Source organism: Bacteroides sp. D2 (assembly GCF_025147085.1).
Classification (GTDB): Bacteria; Bacteroidota; Bacteroidia; order Bacteroidales; family Bacteroidaceae; genus Bacteroides.
The window spans coordinates 615,773-638,839 of record NZ_CP102261.1 but is presented as its reverse complement, the minus strand read 5'-3'; the positions used below and the strand labels follow the sequence as shown (position 1 = coordinate 638,839).

Below are 23,067 nucleotides of genomic sequence, written 5' to 3'. Positions count from 1 at the left end.
TTTTGGTACGTTTCAATTATTTATACTGTTGATACCTGTCGACTTTTTTTTGAAGTTTTTTTCTTTATGGATAATACGGTGGAGGGTGAACAAAGAGGTTTGCTCAATAAATGTTTTTGATTTTGTTTCAAAATCTTTTTATCTTGTATGTGTGTGGGCTTTAGTAGTGTGCTTAATAGTCTTTTGAGTGTTGATAGGCGTCAATCGCTTTTTTTACCGAACCGTGTAACAGCAACAATTTCTGTGCATGGTCATGATCTAATCCCAGTTCCTCCATAATCATTCTGGTTCCTCTTTCTACCAGTTTATGATTGCTAAGCTGCATGTTTACCATCTTATTTCCTTTCACCCGTCCGAGTTGAATCATCACCGACGTACTAATCATGTTCAGAATCATTTTCTGTCCGGTGCCTGATTTCATTCTCGAACTTCCCGTGACATATTCCGGACCGACAATCATTTCGATGGCGACATCTGCTTCTGCCGCCATCGGAGAATCCGGATTGCTGGTGATGCAACCTGTCAGGATGCCATGCTTGCGGGCTTCCCGTAGGGCTCCGATTACATAAGGAGTAGTGCCCGAAGCGGCAATGCCAATCACTGTGTCTTTTGGGTTGATATGATATTCCGTAAGTTCTTCCCATCCCCGGCTCATATCGTCCTCGGCACCTTCTACCGGATTGCGCAGGGCGGTATCTCCACCGGCTATCAATCCGATAATCCAGGTGGGAGGCATTCCGAATGTCGGTGGTATCTCCGAAGCGTCCAGTACTCCCAAGCGACCACTGGTGCCTGCACCCATGTAAAAGATACGTCCGCCCTGTTTCATGCGGGGCACAATCTGGTTGACGAGCAGTTCGATTTGTGGAATGGCTTTTTGAACAGCTAACGCTACCTTTTGGTCCTCCCGGTTAATGTCTTCTAATATTTCCCGTACGGACTTCTTTTCCAGATTGTCGTAGAGCGACGGTTGTTCGGTTATCTGCATATTGATGATGGTGATTGACTAAAAATACAAATTACAAGGATTGAGATGAAGCGGTATGATATAAAATTAATCCCTCCATCGGACTTTGCAGAATCTTTCCGATTCTGATTCCTGTCTCTTGTGCAGCTTCTTGTAATATCTCCTTGTAGCAGTGAGCCACTGATCCGATAAAGTGTGCAGGATACTGTGTGTAATCATATTGCATTACGTTTCTTCGGAAGAAAGCAATAAAACTGCCAAGCACTAATTGTCGTATCCCCGGCTCTTCCAGATGTTGCGCTATAAAGGGGGAGAGACTTGCCAGAAAACGATTCGGGAAGGGTTGGCGATACACCCGGTCGATGATTTCGGGAGCCGTCAGGTCGAACTGTTTTAAGAAAGCTTCTTTGATGGCAGGTGGAAGCTGGTTCTTCAGGATGTCTCCTACCAGTAATTTGCCAAGGACGGCTCCACTTCCCTCGTCGCCCAAGATAAAGCCTAAAGGGGAGATGTTGTTGACAATCTCTTCACCGTTGTAGAAACAAGAATTGGAACCTGTGCCGAGGATGCAGGCAATCCCAGCTTCATGTCCGCATAGTCCGCGGGCAGCAGCAAGCATATCCGAATTGGCTTTGATGTTTCCAATGACGGGCAGACTGTCTGCAATGGCCCGTCGGAGAACGGGAGCTCTTTCGGGAGTGCATCCTGCACCATAAAAAAAGACGGAGTTGATCGTTCCTTCCGGTAGTTGTGGCAAAAGGGAATGTGTCAGCTCTTGTTGAATCTCTTCTTCTGATTGGAAGAAGGGATTGATTCCTTTCGTTCCAATTCGTTTGATTGGGGTGTCGTTGAAAACGATGCACCAGTCGGTTTTGGTAGAACCACTATCTGCAATGAGTATCATATCTTAATGTATATTTTCTTTTTGTATAATATATAGCCTATTGACCAGTTAAGTAAGACAAAGAGGATAGCATAGGCAAGAGAACCTCCTTCATCCCCGAAAACAGGTTGGAGGGCACATCTGTAGACGACTTGTTGGATGGAGACACTTTCTCCCTGATAAGTGACGGTGATAGCGCCTACCAAAACGGCGATGACACCTGCCATTACATAAATAAAGAGAGGATTCACTCCGAAAGATTCAAAGAAACGGCTCCATTTTTTACATCCTTTGATATCGATAATCCAGACGAGTAAAGCTAATAGGCTGGAGCCTAATCCGCAAGTGGCCAGCACAAAGGTGGGCGACCATATCTTTTTGTTGAATGGGCAACCATAGCTAAATAGGAAACCTGCAAAAGTCAGGATAGTACCGATAAGGAAAAGCCGTTCCAATTTTTCATGTATATCTTTTACTTCCATGAGTAGTTTGCCGACGCAAAATCCGATCAATACGTGTGCGATAGAAGGAATAGTGCTAAGAAGTCCTTCCGGGTCGATGTGGTTGTCTTGATACATATGAGCGTCTCCCAAGATGCTGCGGTCGACGATGGAAAGAATATTCGTTTCGTTGTAGGCAAAACCATTACCGGTAATGAGAATAATGAAATAACCTACTAATAATACCACAATCAGATAAGGTATATACTTGTGTTTCAATAGCAAGGCAATAAGTGCTGAAGCACCATAGCAGAGCGCAAGACGCTGCATGACTCCCAAGATGCGAATTTGCTCAAATGGGAGAGGATTGTGGGTGTAACACAGTAAGGCAAACCAGTTGAGGGCTATTCCGATAAGGAAAATAACAATGGTTCTTTTGATTATTTTTAGGGCAGCCGGAGTACTGAATGTAAAGTTATACTTTTTAAGTGAGATGTAGGTGGAGATTCCCATGATAAACATGAAGAAAGGGAAAACCAGGTCTGTGGGGGTAAGACCGTTCCATTGGGCATGTTTTAGGGGAGCGTATGCATGTCCCCAAGAGCCCGGATTATTAACCAGAATCATTCCTGCGATAGTAATGCCTCGCATTACATCGAGTGCCAAAAGGCGTTTGTTACTTGTTGTATTCATGACTGTCACTTTTTAATGTGTTAAGTTAATAAGTAAGTTTATTGTTTCTTTCCGAAAGAATCTTCCAGTCGGTTGCGGATCATTAATGAGGCGACGATACCGGGTAGGGTACAAATACAAACCCAAATAAAGAAGTTGGTGTATCCGAGATGCTCCTGTATCCATCCTGCAGGCATCCCCGGAAGCATCATACCAAGTGCCATAAACCCGGTTCCGATAGCATAGTGCGCCGTTTTGTGTTCGCCTTCCGCAATATAAATCAGATATAGCATATAAGCGGTAAAGCCGAAACCATAGCCCAGTTGTTCGATAGCTACGCAAATGGCTATAAATATAGGATTATCCGGAGTGGCGGCAGCCATCCATACATATAATAGATCAGGAAGGTTGATAGCTAACGCCATAGGTAATATCCATTTTCTGAATCCGTCGCGGGAAACGAGGAAACCACTGATGATTCCGCCAACTAATAAAGCTATGACGCCTATAGTTCCATAGATCATTCCGACAGTTGCGGTAGATAAAGCTAGCCCACCTTTATCGGTAGCATCGAGCAGGAAAGGAGAAGCTATTTTGGCTAACTGTGATTCTCCCAATCGGTAAGTGAGAAGGAAAAAGAACATGAGACCCAGGTTCTTTTTCTTGAAGAAGGTGACAAAGGTCAGAAGAAAATCTCCCAACAATTTACCCGGTGTGAGTCCGGGACGTTTAATGTCCGAATCAGGATGGGGGAGGATAAGCCGATGATAGATAGTAAGAGCCAGAAATAATCCGGCAAGAAGGTAAAATGTAATACTCCATGCCAGGGGAATATTGTTCTGTGATGTTTCCAGCCATCCTGCCAGCATGACTAGAATTCCCTGCCCGAAAATATTGGCAAGCCGATAGAAAGTATTTCGAATACCGACAAAGAAAGATTGTTCTTTATTATTGAGCCCGAGCATATAGAAACCATCTGCAGCGATATCATGCGTAGCAGAACTGAAGGCTAACAACCAGAAAAAGGCAAGAGTCAACTGTACATAATGTGCAGTTGGGATAAAGAAGGCTATCCCTGCAAATCCGGCGGCGATGAAACCTTGCATGGCAATAATCCAAGCCCGTTTTGTTTTCACCAGATCGACGAATGGACTCCATAGAGGTTTGATAGTCCAGGGAAGATAGAGCCAGGAAGTGTATAAGGCTATTTCCGTATTGGATAATCCCAAACGCTTGTACATGATAACAGCAATCGTCATTACCGCTACATAGGGCAGCCCTTCTGCGAAGTAGAGGGTTGGTATCCAGCTCCAGGGATTTCTTTTTATAGTGGGTGTTGTCATGGCATTGTTCTTTTTTTCATTGATATTGTTTTTCGAGCGTACTGCCGGGGTAATAGTGAGACAGTATTTCTTCATACTTATAACCTTGCTCTCCCATTACGGCAGCACCAATCTGACAAAGTCCTACTCCATGTCCCCATCCGGCTCCGATAAGGATGAATCGTGAAGGATTTTTATCTTTTTTATGTCCCTTTTCTTTATATTCCTTGTCTATTACGAAGGCAGAACTATAAAGATGGGAAGTAGATAGGGTACGACGTATTTCCAGCTCTTTTCCGATAATAAGTGTCCGCAAGGTTCCTACAATCTTCAATCGGACAAGGCGTCCCGACGTTCCCCGTTCTATAGGAATTAAGTCCAGAATTTGCCCGAAATCAATCCCCGAACGTTGATGAATCAGGGTTGAAAGTTCTTGTTGGGAGTAGCTGACTTTCCAACGATAGAAGTCTGTCGTTTCCTGGTCATAGTTGTTTAAAACCTGACTTAGAATCTTTTTGTCCTGCGTGTGGCAGAATGCGACAGGAGAAGTACGAATCCATTTATCAGCCTCCGTCTCTATTGTCAAATCGGGTAGTTGGGCTTCGATCTTACAATCCCGTTGACCGATGAGATAGGGGTGCTTTACGTTTTCCCAACAATTCTGGAACTCTTCAAAAGCCCCGCCGCAACATTTAGAGAAACGGGCATCACAAATCGTTCCTGCATACATCAATACTTCGCCCCGGGTAGCAGTGACTGCTTCGATAGCTTGTGGTGTTGAGGCACGTGTGATTCCTTGATACCGTTGGCAGTGATCGTCTGCGCATACGTCAAAGTTTTTGTGCGCTTCGTGGTCATACCATTTGATAAATTGAGAATCCGAAACGAAAGATGGAGAACAGGTTGCGCTATCCTTCTGTATAGACTTTCCTGTTTTCTCGTTCTTCATTTCCTGTTTTCTACTCTCTGTCTTACACTTATTCAACAGCCAACTTCGGGAAATAACAGCATGTGCCTTTAGTAGTTCTAAAGAAGCAGTAGCACTCATTTCTGATGAAATCACACTGATGAGATATTCTTCGATGGAAATAATATTGATAGCAGTAAGTTGTTCCCCTTCGATGATGATCTTTAACTCCCCTTTGAATTTTTGGACTTCTTTGCGTTCCCAATGGAAGTTGATTCCGATGGTCACATCTTTCAGTTCAAAGAAAGCAGGTGCACCTTGTTGGGGAGTGAAAGATAATTCATTATATTCTTTCCCTTGCCAATGAATCTTCCCATCCCGGTAAATAGCCTTTTGCATACCGGAGCTTTCTGTTTCGTCGGAAGAGATAAATTTTATAGGGAAAGAAAATTCAATCTCTTTCCCGGAAAGAATACCAACACTTATTAAGGGGACTCGCATATTACTTTATTACTATTTCTTTTTGAATAATTGATCGCATAGAGTATTTAATTGTTGGGGAGATAAACTTATCTCCTTGTAAATCTCTGTGAGTTTTTTGGCGTTTAATTTATCCATGTCTTCTTCTCTGACAATCGGGAATATGCCACCCATTTCTGCAACAGCCGGACTTATTAATAGCCCTTTTTCATTTGGGGTATAATAGCAATCGGGACGATGTTTTGAGCGTAGGAAAATGATGCAATTCCATACTTCTATTTCGTCACCTCCGAAATGGCTTATTTTATCGAGACCATACCAGGTTATCATGTTGATTAAAGGTTCCTTATCCGAATAAATGATGGAAAGATTTTGGTAGACCTTTTCAAATTGTTGCATTAAGTCAACTTTCAGACCTGATGTCATACCTATGCAAGTTGTGAATACATTGTCTACATAAGTTGTTACGCCGTTTTCATTTTCTAATATACTCTTCAAGAAATTCAGCGCAAAAGGGTTAGTCAGTTCTTCTTCTTTTCCTGCTGCCTGGAAATGCATGTGGTCAGGGGCGGAAGCACCGCACTCCGGTCCGTTATAGAGTATATAGAACTCGTCCAGGTTTTCAGCTAAGTGAAGCATATCTTCAAAACGTCCTTTCATGCTTTGTGGAGTGTGTTCCTTGTCGATGATTGTCAAGTGACGCTGAAAAATGGGGTAGGGGTTGAGGCATACCTCATAATGTCCGAATGGTAGATATGTTTGCTCTGCGGGGCGGTTTTTCCCGCATAAGAAACAAGGCCTTTCCTGGATAGAACGACTATCTGTTTTTGCCATGGTCGAGAGGATGCGTTGAGGATTCGGGAAAATTCTAACTTTCATCTCTCTATCTTCTTCCTTCAGTTTCAAGACTTTTTTCTTTTCCAGATTTTCTTCCAACGCTTCATAGTTCCTTTTCGCAAGTTCCCAGTTTTCTTTTTGGTTTTCTATCATTTCCTCTACAAGTTCTTGAAACTCTTCATCGATAGTATGCATCTGGATTCTGCCCTTAATTTCCCATGTGCGGATTCGGTCTTTGTAGAAGTTGTTCCGATTGACTTTTTCTGTGCTTAATGCAGCGTCAGAGTTACCTTCCCAACGGCGACAGAGGTATATTACATCATAGATACGTCCGATCTTATACTCCCGTGAGATTCGTAATCCTATGGCGTAATCTTCACCATAGCTGGTATTCGGCAATTTGATATTACGAAGAATAGGAGTGTAGAAAGCTCGTGGAGCACCCAAACCATTGATACGTAGAGCGTTGTTCTTTCCATTTTCCGGTGTCCACTCTTTGTGGTCAATGATACCGGGGGGTATTTCGTTCAGTTGGAAGTCGGTCATTAGATAGGTACCTATGACCATTGCGCAGCTTTCCTTATAAAAGGTGTCTACGATTTTCTGTAAAGTGGATTCATCTTTATATAAATCGTCACTATCTAACTGTATAGCGAACTTTCCGCATTTTTCGTGACATATACCCTTGTTCCAGCACCCTCCTATACCTAAATCATGTTCTTGGGGGATGATATGGATCAATCTTTTATCGCTACTTAGTTCCTGGAGAATTTCCGTCGTTCCATCGGTGGAATGATTGTCGATAACAATAATGTTAAAAGAGAAAGTGGTCCGTTGGTTTAAAGCCGAATTGACAGCATCGCGGATTGTATGAGCACGATTGCGTACAGGGATGATGACAGATGCCTCGAATTCAAAGTTTTCGCTGTGAAGATTTACAGGCCGTGAAGAAGTAGGCATGAAATAAGCATCAATACATTTCAGGTATTCGGTGCAGGCAGCTTCCATTTCAATTTGTACTTCCCGATTTTTGGGGTTTACATAGTCGAATTGTTTCTCTCCGCTTTTTCTGGTATCTGTTTCAATTTCGGTGTATAGATATTCATTGATGTGCACAATTGAATATTTGTAAGAGATGAATAGACGCATAGCATATAGTCCTGCGTATTTGTACTCTTCACGCAAAGCATCTGCTATTTTAGTGAAGGCAGAAGGACTGAATAGAAGCATGGAACCGAAATCGAAATCATCCCGGACGCTTCCTAATTGGTAGTCAATGACAGGTGCTTGTTTAAGTTCTCCGTTAATCAGCTGATAGTGGTCGGCATAAACTATTCCATTCTTTTTATCGTTCTCCATGATTTGCACCATGCGTTCCAAGGCATACAGTCCCAGTTTTAATGGAGTTTGTTTCAAGTAGAACAGAGTATATTCCGTATTGGCATTGGCTGCAATTGTTTTCATTGTGTCTGTGGAATAGAACCCTTTAACAGAGAGATATTCACAACCCGGAAGAGCTTTCTTACCGGGCTCCGAACCTAATAAATAGATCTTATTTACTAGCTCTGACACTTGTAGTTCCTTTACTGTCTGCATGGTATCTTCCGGGGTGCCGAAAGGTATGAAGCAATTAATTTTCTTCTTCATCTTCATCTTAATATTAAAGAACTGTCGTATTGTCCATCGTTGATTTCTTTCGAATGAGGAAGCAAAGTCCGATGAAAGTAAATGCAGCGTTAAATAATAGCAGCTCGTAACTAATTTGGTAACCGTTGAACCATGCTTCCGAATTTCGTTGCAGGATATAGCAAAGAATAGGAGAAGTGATAGCTACCAACGGAATATATTTATCATAAACTTGTTTCTTGGTGAAGATGCCGAAAGCGAACAACCCTAAGATAGGACCATACGTATAACTGGCCAATGTGTAAATCGCATCAATCACACTGGTGTTGTTCAGCAAATTGAATACAAAAATGACTGCCCCCATCACAACTGCCATACCGATATGTACCTGTTTGCGTATCTTGCTAAGTGCCGCCTCTCCTTTTATCTGTGCATGTAAAATATCTACAGTAAAAGAAGTGGTCAGTGCCGTCAAGGCAGAACCCGCCGCAGAATAGGCGGAGGCTATCAGTCCGATAATGAATAATATTCCGACTATGCCGGGAAAATAATTTCCGGTAGCGATCATCGGAAACAACTCGTCGCTTTTTTCCGGATTCTCAATGCCTTGCTGTGCTGTAAACGTATATAGCAGTACTCCCAGCATCAGGAAAAGCAGAATGACAAAGAACTGTGAGATTCCACTGGTAATCATATTCTTCTGTGAGTCCCGGAAGTTCTTGCAGCTAAGATTGCGCTGCATCATATCCTGGTCGAGCCCGTTCATGGCAATAACGGTGAATACACCTGCCAGGAATTGCTTGAAGAAATATCGTTTGTCATTGACATCGTCAAAAAAGAATGTCTTGGAAAAGTCACTGTCTGAAATCGTACTAATCAAACCACTGAAATTCAGATGGAGGCTGGAAGCAATATAATAGATGCAAAGTACAACTGACACTACCAGACAGAATGTCTTTAGAACATCCGTCCATATCAATGATTTCACTCCACCGCGGAAAGTGTAAAGCCATACGATAAATACAGTAAGAATTACGTTCAACAGGAATGGAAGATGGAAAGGATCGAAGATAAGAAACTGCAATGTCAGGCATACGAGAAAGAGCCGGACGGCTGCCCCTAGCATCTTTGAAATAAAAAAGAACCAGGCTCCCGTCTTGTAGGAAGAGCTTCCGAACCTGTTCTCCAGATATTCATAAATGGAAACCAGATTCATGCGATAAAAGAGGGGAACAAGTACAAATGCAATGATAATTTGTCCTACTATGAATCCCAGCACCATCTGCAGGTAAGAAAAGCTACTTGCCTGTACCATACCCGGAACGGAAACGAAGGTGACTCCGGAAATGGTGGAACCGATCATGGCAAAGGCAACGATATACCAGGCTGATTTACGGTTTCCTACGAAGAATCCTTCATTGTCGGCTTTGCGTCCTGCTATATAAGAGATAGTGAACAGGATGATAAAGTATGCCACAGTAGTAATAGATATAACGGCTGGACTCATATCTGCTGTTTAAATTCGTTTGAGGATGAATATCCGGAACTTGTTTACTTTGCCTACAAATGTAGGGAATTTATCATAGATATACATACTCTTACATATTTTTTATTCCGGGTGTGCCTCCGGTGGCATGTTTGGAGGAACGCCAGTTTTTGTTGAGCGAGGACAACTCCGGAGATTTCTTTTCAAGCGAAACGCCGGTTATTTTATCAATGGTGTGCATTTCATCTCTAAAACAACAAGTGTCAAAAGTATGTCCTGGTGCAGTCTCTTTACTACTTGAAAGTGCCAGATACCCGCCATTATTGTTCAGTGCCGGGAAGTTCGGTATAATTATTATATTTTCTCCACCGACTTTATGTTTCTGAACGACTCTGTTGAAGTATTTCGTGAAGCAAAGATATGCTTTGGCAGGAATGGTTAGGGGAGTAGAAGGACTTTCATTTTGAAGGATGGTAGTATTGTATATTGCCCCGTCTTTATACATCTTATATAGATAAAGTGCCGGTAAAATGATAGCCTGTTCAGTCGGATTGTAGATTTCTATATATTCTGCACCATCAGTGGCATTATTATACATGATTTCATTGAAAAGAAGCATACCTCTCACATCTTTCGGTAATTCGGGGGTGTTCGGATTATCTGGAATGTCTGTTCCGGGATGATCGGGTGTTTCATCAGGTGTAGTGTCCGTTTCTACGTTATTAGATAGCTGTATGTGATGAAATGTAAATCCTTTACAGCGGGTTTTGGTGTAAATGCAGTATATACCGCAGTAGCGGGAAGTTTGTATATCGGTATCTTTTATTTGTTTTTCTTTTACGTATTCATTCTCGGATTCACGTCGTGTCCAAAAAGTCCAGTAACCATTATTGTCACGTTCTACTTTTATATATAGTTTCGGTGAAGAGTCTCCTTTCATCAACTCTCTTCCCGAAGCCAGTAGTTTAGATTGGTCTCCGTTTTGACGATAAAGAGTTACATTATCTTTGGCTCCTCCTATCTGAATATAATAACCGTTTAAATTCTCGGAAAGAATGTTTGAGGAAGAAGTCAGATAAAATCGTGCATAATTGTTAGCGGAAGGATTAAAGGTGAGGTGAACTCCAAATTCCCAACGGGTATTTTTTACAGAGGTGGAAGGAATGGTGACATAAGCTGTTCCGGCGTCTTCGTATGGATCATTCAGATGGATTCCTTCTTTAGAATTGATGGTGAATTTGTCCATCTCTCCTTCCCAGGGAAGTTCGGAGGTAACTGTATCCTCTCCCTCTGAATCTCCTTTTTCTTCGTCATCAGTAGGGAGCGAACAATTATAGAACAATATGATGAAGATACTTAGGAAAGCAAATGCTTTGTAAACTTTCATACGGTTTTTAATTTGAGTTTTTTCGTTTTACCGTATTTGTTTGTGTATAATGCAGAAGCAATTGCGGTCTGAATATTTGAATGAGTCGGCAAAGATAAACTTTCTTGCCGGAAAAAGCCCATACTTACAGAAGAAAAGATTGTAATTCTTTTTGTTTCCTATACACGCATGGGAAGAAAACAGTAAGGGACTACCCTAAGTCATATTTAATAGATTGACTTTTGATAGTCCCTTACAACTGTTACATTCAATATGGGAATACTATTCGAAACGTGGCATTACATATTTATCAGTATAAGATGTGAAAGTAATACCGGGCATGGAATGAGTAGACGATGCGTTCTCTAATTTTTTAATCAATGAATAATCGTCGGCATTCAATGCGTAATAATTATCAGAGGTCGGAGTAGTCACACGTACCGTCCAATCGAACATATTACCGATAATGGTTAGTGCATCCGTTTCGGGATTGAATACAGGAATTCCTGTTTTCACTACTTCGTATGTCCGGCTCTGCAGTACATAGAAAGCATTGTTGACATCGGTCATGAACGCAAGTGTTTTCTTATTTCTGAACTCTGTCAGATACAGATGTTCCAGTGTCAGTCCTTCAGGCAAGGTGATGGCACGAACATACGGACGCCCTTTCACCTGTTTCAGATGAAACAGACGGCGGTCGGCATCCAATAGAAGATAACCTTCGTCATACTCCTTTTTCACCGTTGGATTTCCTACGATCTCCCTTGCCGGGAAACGAAACTCCTTTTTAGTCATAGCTTCGGTAAACTGAAGACTCTTGTCTTCCTTTACGCTGTTGGAGGCCATGTCGATGAATTCGATCCCTTTGGTGGTGATACGAAATACGTCATCCGGCATTTTTAAGTCCACACGTCCTGACATGGATTCCATCAGAGGATAAAGTCCGATGGAAGGCGCATTGATATCCGAAGGTACACTGCGGAAGTTGAAATTCTCCGTCTGTACCATTTTAGGAGTTACTGCTATCCCTTTAATGGTATCCGGAAAACGCTCATCGGACATCAACTGACGAAAATAAAACATAGGCAGGATACTGTCGAAAGCTGCTTCCGAATAAATATTACCTGCCAGGTCGCGACGCACGCTTCCTTTTCCCTCTTCCTGTCCCATCTGTGCGAAATCGCCAATTACGAAACTGTACAGGGTAAAGGGAGTCTTCTCCGGCTTTACGACAAAGAAATTGTAACACCAGGGCAACTGCCAGAGAAGCAGAAAAGCGATGGTTACATATAATAATATAGTACTGAAACGTCTCATTACTCAATCTTTTAATTTTTAGTCTTTAATTTTTAATTGCTCCTAGTCCTGCTTTCCGGCCTTGAATCGTACGATAGAAAGCCACGAGAAAGAAGCTGTCAACAAAGTATAAACCACTAAATAAGGGAGGAACTTGTTATATGCTTCCGGTGTGGGCGACAGAAAGAAGATTCGGAGTAATAATACTGCGAAAATGAGATTCAGAATACGACGTTTCCATGCCGGTTCAAGGCAGATCCAGGCCACAAGCAGGTAGCCGGAAATCCCGGCAAGATACCACGTTAAAGCGGTGAGCAATATGTGGTTCTTCAGTTCATGGGCAAGTATTCCATTCAGGTATACTTCCATCAACAGGAAATTGGAAGCGAAGCAGACAAGTAGCAACACTAATCCCGAAAGTAGCATATTACCTGTCATCTTCAACTCCGGATAAGGCAGATGGAGAGTCAGTTTCAGGCATTTGCGCTGCATTTCGGGAACAAATTGCACAATAGCCATCAAAATTCCCGCAATCAGAGGGATATATTGCAACATATCAATGAAGATGACATCTCGTTGCAGCATCACTTCCCACACATGAGCAGCCCCTTTCATTTCTACCACCCGGTTGATGCGGAGCATACAGTAGCCTGTAAAACCAAGTGTGGCGAGCACGGCAAGTAGAAAATACCACCGTGTCTTTATCCATTCTTTATAAAATATAGCGTACATTGTTTTTATCAATTATCAACGATTCTAGTATTTGCTTGTCAGGCCGATAAATGCATCCTCCAAATTTACCTGTTCACTATGAAAATTAGTGTAAGGCACTGACATTGATTTCAGTTTTGCTTCTGTCTCTGTCGGTTGCAGGAAGGAGAAAGTTTCCAACTGGTTTCGCATGACAGAAGGATGATAGAAATCATCAGACGCAGGAAGTTCATAACCTTCGGGAATAGTGAAAGTGTAGCGACGTCCTTTTTCCAGTAATTCGACGATTGGTTTCTGAATCAGTATCTTTCCGTAGTCCATGATAATACAGTCATCAACGAGTCGTTCCATATCCTGAATGATATGTGAGGTCAGGAAGACGGTTTTCCCTTCCGAGCGGGCATAGTCACGGAGATAGTCGACAAACAAGCGGCGGTAACCGGGATCGAGTCCGAGTGAGAAGTCGTCCAATACTAGAAGTTCCGGGTTTTGTGCAAGGATAAGTCCGAGGGCAACTTGTGAGCGCTGTCCGCATGACATACGTGAGATACGTTGTCCGGGAGCGACTTTCAACTTATTCATCAGTTCATAGTACGCTTCCTTTTTCCATTGACCGGGGTAGAAAGCTGCGTAGAATTTCTCTATCTCGATGATGGTCATGAATTGATATTGCACATGACCTTCGATGAGCAGTCCGATATTGCGACGCAGAGCCGGTGCCATTGTCTGAATCTCCTGTCCGAAGATGCGACATTCCCCTGAACGGGGTTTCAGGTAACCGCTCAAGATATTGATAGTGGTGGTCTTGCCTGTACCGTTCTTTCCCAACAGTCCCAGGATGCGTCCTTTGGGTACTGTGAAACTAAGATTTTCGTAAATCAACCGTTTGCCGTAATAGTGCGTCAGATTGTTACATTCGATAATATGTTCCATTTGATTTTATCTGTTATTCTATTCAAAAGAAGAAAAGGAAAAGAATGGGAATCAAGATTCCGACAATGACTTCAATTCCTCCTCTGCCGATAATACCCTTATTTCCTTTCAGCATGATGATGCCGGAGAGAGTAATGATAATAAGAGCGATGGCGAAAATATCAGCAAAGTAAGTCCACCATTGTCCCGGGTTGTAATGTAAACGGGACATTGCTCCGATAAGCGGGCGGCGGGTGACGGATTCATATACCGCTTCTCCTGTCTTCACGTTTACCAGGAGATTGGAGCCGCCTTTCAGGAATACTTTCATTACGTCCGTTTTCGGGAAGTAATATTTGGTATAGTTGCCGCTTTCTCCCAATGGTTCCAGGAGAGTGAGCACTTTCTCCTTATTCATTCCTGCTTTATCCGGTAGCTTTTCTGCTATCTTATACTCTTTCCGTGTGATGGAGAAGTTCGGATTAATAGTGTCACGGTGATTCATTACAATTCCGGAAATGGCATATATCAATACCATTCCGGAAAAGAAAAATGATAAGTCACGGTGTATGAGCCGACTCCACTTACGGATGTTACTACTCCACTTCATACGAGTCAGCTTCCATGAAATAGAAAGATAAATACTCTTTTCCTGTTTCTGCCTTGCGGTCGGCTATTTTTGCACGGAAATCTGCAATGCGGGCTTCAGGGCTGTTGGCTGTTTCACCACGTGCTTTCTTTTCAGAGTCGCATCCGGCTTCACCGGTTCCGTGTTTCTCGGCAGCCTGTGCTTTGAGTTGCGCTTCCCAGTTCTGGAGGTAGGCTTCGTCAATGCGTTGTTCTTTCAGTGTTCCGGTAACACGAACGATGGAGTTCACGCATTTAGGATCGAATGCTCCCAAAGTGCCCGCTTCTACACGGATCACTTGGGTATCGTCGCTACCCATCAGGAAGATTTTCTTTGCGCCATGTTTGCAGGTATGTGTGCAGACGCCTTCAATGGTCACTTCTTGTCCTGCAAGGCTTTCGGCATTGGCAAGAAGAGAATCAATTTCCAAGGCGGAAGATGCAGACTGTTCTGTAGTCGCTTCTGATGCGCTTTTCTGTTGTTTGTTACCACATGAAGTTCCGATAAAAGTCATTGCCACGATGGCAACTGCGATTGTTAGCTTTTTTATTTTCATTGTTATTGCTTTGTTCTTATATAGTTTATAATCTGTTTTTCGTTTGTTTATAGCTTATAATAGTCATCTTTATGGGTGATGAGTTTTAACCCTACTTGAAACTATTTGTTTCACGCCGGAAAATCATTCGTTCCACACCGAGAAACAAAGTGTTTCAGGGCATGAAACAAATATTAGTCCTTTAATTAGCGGCTTGGTCTTTTACACAACGGAGTTGCTGACCTGATTTAATGCTGATATAAGGAACGTTGATGCGTCCTTCGGGATAGCTTTTTGTAAATGTTGTCATTTGGGCGAAGAACTGGATATTGGTTAGTTTTGTTGGATCTGTCTTGTCTAGATAAAGTGGCGCGTAACAGGTAGAAGACATAATATATGTCAAAGCCGGTTGTCCTTTATATTTTTCTAAAGTTTCTGATGTTGTATTACCTGAATAGAACGTTGTTAACTGGTATGTAGGTGTAGCGGCAAAATTATTTTGCATTCTCACACCTGATAAAACATAATTCCAGCCCGCAGCGTTGTATTTACTCATATTTCCTCCACTATATGCCTTGTCATAGAAAAGAGCATCTTCTTTAGTCGTATCACTTTCGCCTTGGCCTCCTTTGGCAAGACCACATAAATCAAGGAATTCGGCACGGGTAGGAATATGCCACCCTTTAGGACAGATACCTTGAGCGCTTTCAAACTCATAGCAATTCTCAGCCGTAACTTCCTTACCGCCAAGTGCCGCATATATATCATAGAAATAGCCTAGTTTTTTTATAGAGGCCTCATCGGTTAAAGCTTCTGCACCGGTAGCTGTAATTTTATCTGTAACTCCAGTAAGTTGATACGGATACCAAATATGAGAATCAGCTGTCGGATCACTTGACGGCGTATATCCTTCCGGCACATAACGTAATGGTTCTGCCATCCAAGTCGTTCCGTTAGCAAGTTTAATTGTTTTATAAGTCTCTCCATAATAGACAAAATATCCATCATGTTCCTCAAAATTAGTATCACCTGGTGTTTCGTCTTCTTTCGGTAATTTTTCATCATCACTACAAGATGCGAAGAGTGCTGCTGCGAGCATAAACATTAAGTACTTTTTCATGTTCTGATAAATTTAGTTTATATAATTATATTGATTAATTTAAAATGTATATCCTAGTTTTATGGTTTCACTCCACCGATTTACTCCTGCTATGTATTTAAGGTTGAAACCATGTGTATATTCGGCTTGGATTTCTGCATAGATTCCTCGATAAAACTTGTATCGGAGTCCAACTTCAAACGTTAGTCGGGGGGCTGTTGTGTATTCGTTCTGTAGATTATAATACTCTGTCAATCGGTACGGAGGTTCACCTGCCTCTGATTCTGTTTTAACTGTTTTATTCTTCTCCGTATAATCTCCGGCAGAGAAAATACCGGAAGTTTTCAGATCAAACAGTTTGGTGTGGAATGTGCCGGCAAGGTATATACGCCCACATGTCATGGTCTGTGAAACGGAGTAGGGGAACATCTGTGTAGTCAGACTTTTCAATGATGACACATTCGCGCCAAAGCGTAGTTCTCTTCGGGGGGCTATAAACTCATATTCGGATTGGACAGAAAAGACACTTCTTTCAAAAATGCGGTTAGAACCATAAACATGAGTAGTCGTTATTCCGTTGGAAGTTTCCCGACCTAATACATTTTCATTATTAAACTGGCGTGACCAAGTCAAATTTAACCGTAGGAAGTGTGCTACATTTCCTTTTGAGAAACGATAGCTCAAGTGTGAAGTGACCCGATTGGTCGGGAATTTGAACCAGATGCTTTCCTTTTCTCCAGCAGAACCTGATGAATGGCTGTATTCCACATCTACATAAAAAGCCTTCCATTGGAATTGAACGGCTGCTCCGTGAGATAGTTCTTTAATAGGAAATCCATTAATACCCGATTCATTCAGATGAATTCCGCTGCCTTCCCATGTCTCATACGCACCGTACATTAGTCCTTTGTCCAAGAAGGCATAGTACGATGTAGCAGCGGTGCCGATTTCTTCTGCTTTGACCGATTCACTGTTTTTGCCAAAAATGTAAGAGAATCCTATGGCATAGTCATCCGAATGGTACATTATACTTGGAGCTACTTTTAAGTCTAGTCTATAATTGGTATGCCGCAGATCTTTGCGTTTCGAGTAGTTGGCGGAGGTAAAGTCTATTTTTCCGCCTATGCGCCAACAGGGGGCAATGTCTTTGGCTATACCTCCCATGAAAGCATAAGTCTGTAAATCTTTCCGGCCGGGAGTAAATTCCAGTATGTCTACCGGGTAGAATCCCGGATGAATGAACATGGAACCACTCATATTTCTACCGGAAGTGTGATCAAACGAAAATGAACCTGTCAGAGAATAGCTTTTTAGATGTGTGATAGACTTTGCTATTGCACCTGCGTTCCATAACTTATCAGCTTCGTAATAATTGTGGAAATCGCCATGATTATTCCTGCCATATAGTTCAGCATAGGAAACGGTGGTACTGTCCACCATTATTCCGGTAACGTTTGCTCCGGCATTCCAAGGATTACGTCGTTCCACAATATCGTAAGATTGTGCCGAGACTGTGGATGCCATGTACAAGAAAATACAGGTTATATATATTCGTTTCATATTACTCATGCAGGGATTGTTTTTCTCTTTCATAAAAGTCCGAGGAAGAGTTGTTGGTATCTTCCAGTATTTCATAGCCTGCTTCACGAGAGGCTTCTTCATCGGTATGACGGTACAGGGTCCGTCCGTCATATAGCGCACTTTGAGTAACATAACCCGCATCGACAGAAGGCGGCATACGTTTCATATTATTGGAAGAACCTCCATAGTATATTTCTACTGCGTCTAATACCCAGTTGATCGGTACTTTAACAATCCTGTCTACTGTGCTTCCGGGTTTTTGAATAACATTGTCTGCCTGAGATACAAAATCTTGTATGGTAGTGTCTTTTGCCTTAAACAAGACAGTGGCAGGAGAAAATACAGAGAAAGTATAAGCATTTGCCTGTCCTGTTTTTATCACAACATTCAGATAATGGTCTGGCGTTATCTGGTCGCCCGGTGCCGGGTGATACAATGTATTCCAGAAATATACGGGATTATAACAAACGAAATATCCGGGTTTGTTCAGATTGACCGATTGGATGTATTGCGCTGCGTGGTCGATAGCTCCGCAGATAACAACTACGGCATCTTCGCCAGGAGCCAGAGGGAATGTCTGTCCCGTACCCCCAAACTGCCAGACACACTGTGCCACAGGTAAAAAGTCCGGAAATATGGTAGCTCCAGTCGATTCATCCTGTGTTACCCATACGTTGGTTGCCTGCGAGTTATAAGGATCGAGTGAGCCGAAACATAAACCATCGAGATATTGTGTCTCGGAGGTGTTGTTGTGTAGAATCATATATTTGTCTGACTGATAGTTGCCTTCAAACGGTAGCTTGGTGCATCCCCCGCAATAAATCTCCTTGATAACAATGTCACCGGATCTGGAGTGCACCAGTGGGAGATTAAGGGCGAGGTCTCCATTCACAAGTTTCACCTTGTCTGCCAATCCGTTGAAGATATCCTGCTCTGCTTTATCACTTATCTGAATGCGGTATATGCCTTTGGTCAGACTGAAACGGACTGTTCCGTTTTTATCTGTTTTTGACGTATACGAATTCCCCCGGTCTATATCTTCGATTTTTACGGTAACTCCTTCTCGGAGATAATCCGAGTATTCGTTCGGATATACTGCATTTACTTGAAGCGTATGCAGTTGGTTATCGTAAGGGTTGTCCTTGTCAATGTCTGTACAACTTCCTGTTGTGAGGAATGTCATCAGTAATAATATGTATGCTAGTTGCTTCATTGTTCTAGAATTTTATGCGGCAAGTTAATCCATAGTAAAAATCCGGAGTAAAAATGGCGCTTACTCCTGTTGCGTAAGAGGTTACATACTTCCGTGAATTCGTGAAGTTGATCGCATTGAGAGCGAGCGAGACATGATCGCCTATTTCTTTGGTTATATTGATATTGGCGGAGAAATAGGGATCGTATCCGTCCGCAGCGAACGTATAGGCATTGCCCGATTTGCGTATCAGGTTTGCAAATGCAGAATTCTGAGCTTCTTTTTCGGTAAAAGGGCGTATCTCATTATTGAGATCAAGGTATGCTACCGGATAAATCGCTGTATACGAATTGCCGTCGTAAATACTACCTCCTGTTCCTGCATTACTATTATCACTTACGTTGAAAGCATACTCTTTACCGTTGTATTCGGACAGGTTCTGTGACCGTTTTAATAGAGAGGCCTCCAGCCGGAATGATATAATCAATCTGGCTTTTGGGATACGAGTTATTGCCGTTATATTGGCGTCCAGAGAATGAGTACGTTTGCCGTTAGCTGTTGTCGATGAATTATCTCCGTTGGCATAGATACCTACATATTGGTAGGAACGATTTGGGATACCGGTATGTGACCACCCTGTCTGATAGTAGTAAGACAACGAATTATCTACATATTTCATATAATCATAGCTGGCATCCAGTCGCAATTGCGTACGAATAGGAGTTATTTCTGGAAAATCGACAATCATTTCCACTCCCCGGCGCTTGATATCCGGTCCGTTGTCCGGTGAAACGGAATTGACAAAAGTACGGTTCGTTACTTTTACGTCCATAGGTACCCACTCCTCCGATTCATTTCCGCGTATATACACCATTCCTGTTTGGTTGTTTATGTTAATTTGCGGATTGGCAGGCATGCTGAATCCGTCCGGTAATTGCAGAACATCATAAGAAAACGGAGTATAGGCATTGGTGTATTTGTAAGGATTTTTAGTACGGTTGAAATAACCAACCAATGATATCTTGGTCTTTGCGATTTCGATATCGACTCCCAATTCTGCGTTTTGATTCCGTTGCCAACGCAAGTTTTTATTATGTAAGAGTACGTATGGTTGGCTGTAATAGACGTAGGATGATTCGTTATTGTTATAAGAAACACCAAAAGTTTGTATGTCACGATACTCCTGTCTGGGATAAAGAATGTAATAAGACGGCAGTTTCTCGGCAACTCCCCATCCACCACGGATTGATATATTCCGGTTCAACTGCCATTTGGCGTTGAAACGTGGTGAAAACGTATTCAGGTTTTTATATTCTGTTCCACTGATGAAAATCTTTTCCCAGCGTATACCTGCCATAAGTTTTAGTGTAGTGCTTCCGAGAGGTACTGTCAGATTCTCTTCAGCATAAAGTGAAACATTATGCATATACGGATAAGTAGTGTACGGACGTGGGCGATATCCGTTAGGGGCTAATGACGAGTTTAGGTAGTATTCCCCTTCTCCTATATTCCCTGTTGACTTCCACTGAATTCCTGCTATCAGATTGCTGTTCACCTTTTTAAAACGTCGGTTCCATTCGTATTTTAGGGAAGCGGCATAATCCAGTTCTTTTGAATCTATAATTTGGTCAGCGAAATACGAATAAGGCAGTTTATCGGCAAGGAAATAACCTTCTTGTTCAGCATGCACAGCAGGTTGTTCAGACGCATACGTGTAGGGAGTATGTGCGTGTGACTTGTTATCATTGTAATGGAGGGATGCATCAAATTTCAGATTGGTAATCCATGACTTGTTGAGCAACCAGCTTAAGGATGTATTTGCCCGGAAAACGTTATCCCTTACTTTTGTATATTCTCCGGTATAGGCATCGGGATCATCCTTGGTGTTCATACCTCCGATGTTTCCAGTGAAACCAATATTAAATCTGAAAATGTTCCGGAATGTATTATTATAGTTTGCAGAGAATCCTCTTCGTGTGTAGGAAGTGTAGGGTGATGATAATTTCCGGGTGGCTTTTGTCCACTCGCCACTGATATTAATGCTACCTTTGTCATTTCCCAGATCCAGTCCTTTTGAAAATGAAAACTGCTCTGTGCGGGGGTTAATGGCCAATAAGATTTCCCAAGGTGTTTTTCCTTTTTTTGTCCGGATATTAACCATGCCACTGTTCAAATCTCCATATTCTGCTGAAGGTACACCTGTTATGACTTCTACCGATTCTATATTTGTAACGGCAATACTCCGTGTATCAATTCCGCTCATATTACCGAAAGATGCATTGTTTCCTATGCGTATACCGTCTACAGCTACTGCCGTTCCGAAAGTAGCGTTACCAACGGTTGAACCTCCGTCTCTTAGTGAAAATACATTATTGGTAGTCAGATCCGGGACTTTCGTCTTTCCTCCCGGAAGAAGGGCAGATATGTCGCTGACGTTAGATACTTGAAGGTGTTCCAAAGCATTGCTACCAATGATGAGAGTCGTATTCAACTCACTTTTGGGAGCTTGTGCTGTTATTACTACATCATCTAGCGCAAGGGTATTTTCTTTGAGTTGTATCGTTATATCTTTGATGCTGCTACGGATATTAACCAGAATTGTTGTTGTGACGTAACCGAGAAAGGAAACTTCCAGATTACATTTTCCTTCCCGAACTCCTTGTATTGTGAAATCCCCGTTCTGATTGGATACAGCCCACAAATAGGTACCTTTGATAATAATGGATGCTCCCGGTAATGGATTGTTTGTCTTTTCTTCAGTAATGCGACCGGAGATTGTATAGGTACCCGGATTGGCTGTGGCTTTAAATACAATAAAAAAGAGAAGCCCAAAGAACGCTATGTTTAGTCGAAAATATCCCATATACAAATTTTGTGCAAAGTTCTCTAAATGTATAATATAGAGCAATCGCAATAAATGACTATTTTTAGGTATTCGATACCTAAAAATAGTGATAGGGGCTCTCGCCTGTTAGTCGAAAAATGGTTTATGATATAATAAATAGGTATATATAAAGGAAGTGACCGACTTGTATTACGACGATTGTCGTATAGCAAGCCGGTCACTTATTCTGTTTTATTTATATGCTTCTCTTGAAGACTAGATGTTTTTTACTTTAATCAGATATTCGGCTATCTGAACAGCGTTCAGGGCAGCCCCCTTTTTGATCTGGTCACCTACAATCCAGAAAGTCAATCCGTTTTCGTTTGTCAGGTCTTTGCGGATACGGCCTACATATACCGGGTCTTTACCTGCCAGGAACAACGGCATCGGGTATTCTTTTTCGGCAGGATTGTCCTGCAGAATCAGACCTTCACCGTTAGCGAATGCTTCGCGAGCCTCTTCTACGGAAATCGGACGTTCAGTTTCTACCCAAATACTTTCAGAGTGAGCACGTAATGCGGGAACACGTACACAAGTTGCGCTAACTTTTACGTCAGAATGCATGATCTTGCGTGTTTCATTATACATCTTCATCTCTTCTTTCGTATAACCGTTTTCTGTAAACACGTCGATCTGCGGAATCAGGTTGAAAGCCAACTGATAGGCAAACTTCTCTACAGTCACAGGTTCGTTTGCCAATACCTGACGATATTGTTCGTACAATTCGTCCATGGCAGCGGCACCCGCACCACTTGCTGCCTGATAGGTAGACACGTGCACGGTTTTTATATGAGAAAGCTTTTCGATGGCTTTCAGTGCAACTACCATCTGGATAGTCGTACAATTCGGGTTGGCGATAACGCCGCGCGGACGTTCCAATGCATCCTCTGCATTTACTTCAGGCACTACCAAAGGCACATCGGCATCCATACGGAAAGCGCTGGAGTTGTCGATCATCACAGCACCATACTTGGTGATTGTTTTCTCGAACTCCTTAGATGTTCCTGCACCGGCAGAAGTGAAAGCAATGTCTACCCCTTTAAAGTCATCGTTGTGTTGTAAGAGTTTCACCTCGATCTGTTTACCGCGGAAAGTATATGTTGTTCCGGCACTACGTTTAGAACCGAACAAAACTAACTCGTCCATCGGGAAGTTTCTCTCATCGAGCACGCGCAGGAACTCTTGTCCTACGGCTCCGCTTACGCCAACAATAGCTACTTTCATCTTTTTCTTTTGTTAAATT

18 protein-coding genes are annotated in these 23,067 nt (G+C 42.3%); all 18 read right to left on the bottom strand.

What is annotated here, in order from left to right; genetic code table 11:
- Positions 1–172 precede the first annotated feature (172 nt).
- The 18 genes from murQ to NQ505_RS02235 all read right to left on the bottom strand — a co-directional run bounded on the left by murQ (position 173) and on the right by NQ505_RS02235 (position 23,048).
- Entirely contained in the window at positions 173–988 is an 816-nt protein-coding gene (murQ, locus tag NQ505_RS02320; RefSeq protein WP_008997978.1) for an N-acetylmuramic acid 6-phosphate etherase, read from the bottom strand.
- Positions 989–1,019: 31 nt separating this feature from the next.
- Positions 1,020–1,871: an ATPase gene (locus NQ505_RS02315; protein ID WP_259827206.1), complete on the bottom strand. Its 852-nt coding sequence runs from the start codon at positions 1,869–1,871 to the stop codon at positions 1,020–1,022.
- Positions 1,868–2,983 carry an acyltransferase family protein gene (locus NQ505_RS02310; RefSeq protein WP_008997976.1) on the bottom strand — a complete coding sequence of 372 codons (1,116 nt, stop codon included), beginning with the start codon at positions 2,981–2,983 and terminating at the stop codon, positions 1,868–1,870. Before NQ505_RS02310 ends, NQ505_RS02315 begins: the two co-directional genes overlap by 4 nt.
- Positions 2,984–3,021: 38 nt before the next feature.
- A complete protein-coding gene (locus tag NQ505_RS02305; RefSeq protein WP_004299693.1) occupies positions 3,022–4,305 on the bottom strand; it encodes an MFS transporter in 1,284 nt (427 codons plus the stop codon).
- Between the two features lie 16 nt (positions 4,306–4,321).
- A complete protein-coding gene (locus NQ505_RS02300) occupies positions 4,322–5,692 on the bottom strand; it encodes a SpoIID/LytB domain-containing protein (protein ID WP_008997975.1) in 1,371 nt (456 codons plus the stop codon).
- A 12-nt stretch (positions 5,693–5,704) separates the two neighbouring features.
- On the bottom strand, positions 5,705–8,155 hold the full coding sequence (locus tag NQ505_RS02295; RefSeq protein WP_008997974.1) for a DUF4922 domain-containing protein: 2,451 nt from the start codon (positions 8,153–8,155) through the stop codon (positions 5,705–5,707).
- 13 nt (positions 8,156–8,168) lie between these two features.
- Entirely contained in the window at positions 8,169–9,641 is a 1,473-nt protein-coding gene (locus tag NQ505_RS02290; protein ID WP_008997973.1) for a sodium:solute symporter, read from the bottom strand.
- A 91-nt stretch (positions 9,642–9,732) separates the two neighbouring features.
- Positions 9,733–11,007, bottom strand: coding sequence for a hypothetical protein (locus NQ505_RS02285; protein ID WP_008997972.1), 1,275 nt, complete (start codon positions 11,005–11,007; stop codon positions 9,733–9,735).
- Positions 11,008–11,268: 261 nt separating this feature from the next.
- Positions 11,269–12,303, bottom strand: a complete 1,035-nt coding sequence (locus NQ505_RS02280) for a DUF4857 domain-containing protein (RefSeq protein WP_008997971.1) — start codon at positions 12,301–12,303, stop codon at positions 11,269–11,271.
- A gap of 42 nt (positions 12,304–12,345) precedes the next feature.
- Entirely contained in the window at positions 12,346–13,014 is a 669-nt protein-coding gene (locus NQ505_RS02275; RefSeq protein WP_008997970.1) for a hypothetical protein, read from the bottom strand.
- Positions 13,015–13,038: 24 nt separating this feature from the next.
- Positions 13,039–13,926: an ABC transporter ATP-binding protein gene (locus tag NQ505_RS02270; protein ID WP_008997969.1), complete on the bottom strand. Its 888-nt coding sequence runs from the start codon at positions 13,924–13,926 to the stop codon at positions 13,039–13,041.
- Positions 13,927–13,948: 22 nt separating this feature from the next.
- Positions 13,949–14,515 (bottom strand): PepSY-associated TM helix domain-containing protein, encoded by a 567-nt coding sequence (locus tag NQ505_RS02265; protein ID WP_004305100.1) that lies wholly within the window; start codon positions 14,513–14,515, stop codon positions 13,949–13,951.
- Positions 14,502–15,089: a hypothetical protein gene (locus tag NQ505_RS02260; protein ID WP_008997968.1), complete on the bottom strand. Its 588-nt coding sequence runs from the start codon at positions 15,087–15,089 to the stop codon at positions 14,502–14,504. The genes NQ505_RS02265 and NQ505_RS02260 overlap by 14 nt, the downstream gene beginning before the upstream one ends.
- A gap of 181 nt (positions 15,090–15,270) precedes the next feature.
- Entirely contained in the window at positions 15,271–16,188 is a 918-nt protein-coding gene (locus NQ505_RS02255) for an FISUMP domain-containing protein (protein ID WP_008997967.1), read from the bottom strand.
- A gap of 39 nt (positions 16,189–16,227) precedes the next feature.
- Entirely contained in the window at positions 16,228–17,736 is a 1,509-nt protein-coding gene (locus tag NQ505_RS02250; protein WP_008997966.1) for a DUF6850 family outer membrane beta-barrel protein, read from the bottom strand.
- On the bottom strand, positions 17,729–18,961 hold the full coding sequence (locus tag NQ505_RS02245; protein ID WP_008997965.1) for a DUF4876 domain-containing protein: 1,233 nt from the start codon (positions 18,959–18,961) through the stop codon (positions 17,729–17,731). Before NQ505_RS02245 ends, NQ505_RS02250 begins: the two co-directional genes overlap by 8 nt.
- Positions 18,962–18,965: 4 nt before the next feature.
- On the bottom strand, positions 18,966–21,803 hold the full coding sequence (locus tag NQ505_RS02240; RefSeq protein ID WP_032853293.1) for a TonB-dependent receptor: 2,838 nt from the start codon (positions 21,801–21,803) through the stop codon (positions 18,966–18,968).
- Positions 21,804–22,040: 237 nt separating this feature from the next.
- On the bottom strand, positions 22,041–23,048 hold the full coding sequence (locus NQ505_RS02235) for an aspartate-semialdehyde dehydrogenase (RefSeq protein ID WP_008997963.1): 1,008 nt from the start codon (positions 23,046–23,048) through the stop codon (positions 22,041–22,043).
- Positions 23,049–23,067 lie beyond the last annotated feature (19 nt).

Coding starts and splice junctions, on each gene's coding strand:
- NQ505_RS02295 (WP_008997974.1), bottom strand. CDS start 8,155: ATGAAGAAGAAAATTAATTGCTTCATACCTTTCGGCACCCCGGAAGAT.
- NQ505_RS02255 (WP_008997967.1), bottom strand. CDS start 16,188: ATGAAAAAGTACTTAATGTTTATGCTCGCAGCAGCACTCTTCGCATCT.
- NQ505_RS02240 (WP_032853293.1), bottom strand. CDS start 21,803: ATGGGATATTTTCGACTAAACATAGCGTTCTTTGGGCTTCTCTTTTTT.
- NQ505_RS02280 (WP_008997971.1), bottom strand. CDS start 12,303: ATGAGACGTTTCAGTACTATATTATTATATGTAACCATCGCTTTTCTG.
- NQ505_RS02265 (WP_004305100.1), bottom strand. CDS start 14,515: ATGAAGTGGAGTAGTAACATCCGTAAGTGGAGTCGGCTCATACACCGT.
- NQ505_RS02245 (WP_008997965.1), bottom strand. CDS start 18,961: ATGAAGCAACTAGCATACATATTATTACTGATGACATTCCTCACAACA.
- murQ (WP_008997978.1), bottom strand. CDS start 988: ATGCAGATAACCGAACAACCGTCGCTCTACGACAATCTGGAAAAGAAG.
- NQ505_RS02315 (WP_259827206.1), bottom strand. CDS start 1,871: ATGATACTCATTGCAGATAGTGGTTCTACCAAAACCGACTGGTGCATC.
- NQ505_RS02285 (WP_008997972.1), bottom strand. CDS start 11,007: ATGAAAGTTTACAAAGCATTTGCTTTCCTAAGTATCTTCATCATATTG.
- NQ505_RS02290 (WP_008997973.1), bottom strand. CDS start 9,641: ATGAGTCCAGCCGTTATATCTATTACTACTGTGGCATACTTTATCATC.
- NQ505_RS02300 (WP_008997975.1), bottom strand. CDS start 5,692: ATGCGAGTCCCCTTAATAAGTGTTGGTATTCTTTCCGGGAAAGAGATT.
- NQ505_RS02310 (WP_008997976.1), bottom strand. CDS start 2,983: ATGAATACAACAAGTAACAAACGCCTTTTGGCACTCGATGTAATGCGA.
- NQ505_RS02260 (WP_008997968.1), bottom strand. CDS start 15,089: ATGAAAATAAAAAAGCTAACAATCGCAGTTGCCATCGTGGCAATGACT.
- NQ505_RS02235 (WP_008997963.1), bottom strand. CDS start 23,048: ATGAAAGTAGCTATTGTTGGCGTAAGCGGAGCCGTAGGACAAGAGTTC.
- NQ505_RS02275 (WP_008997970.1), bottom strand. CDS start 13,014: ATGTACGCTATATTTTATAAAGAATGGATAAAGACACGGTGGTATTTT.
- NQ505_RS02250 (WP_008997966.1), bottom strand. CDS start 17,736: ATGAGTAATATGAAACGAATATATATAACCTGTATTTTCTTGTACATG.
- NQ505_RS02270 (WP_008997969.1), bottom strand. CDS start 13,926: ATGGAACATATTATCGAATGTAACAATCTGACGCACTATTACGGCAAA.
- NQ505_RS02305 (WP_004299693.1), bottom strand. CDS start 4,305: ATGACAACACCCACTATAAAAAGAAATCCCTGGAGCTGGATACCAACC.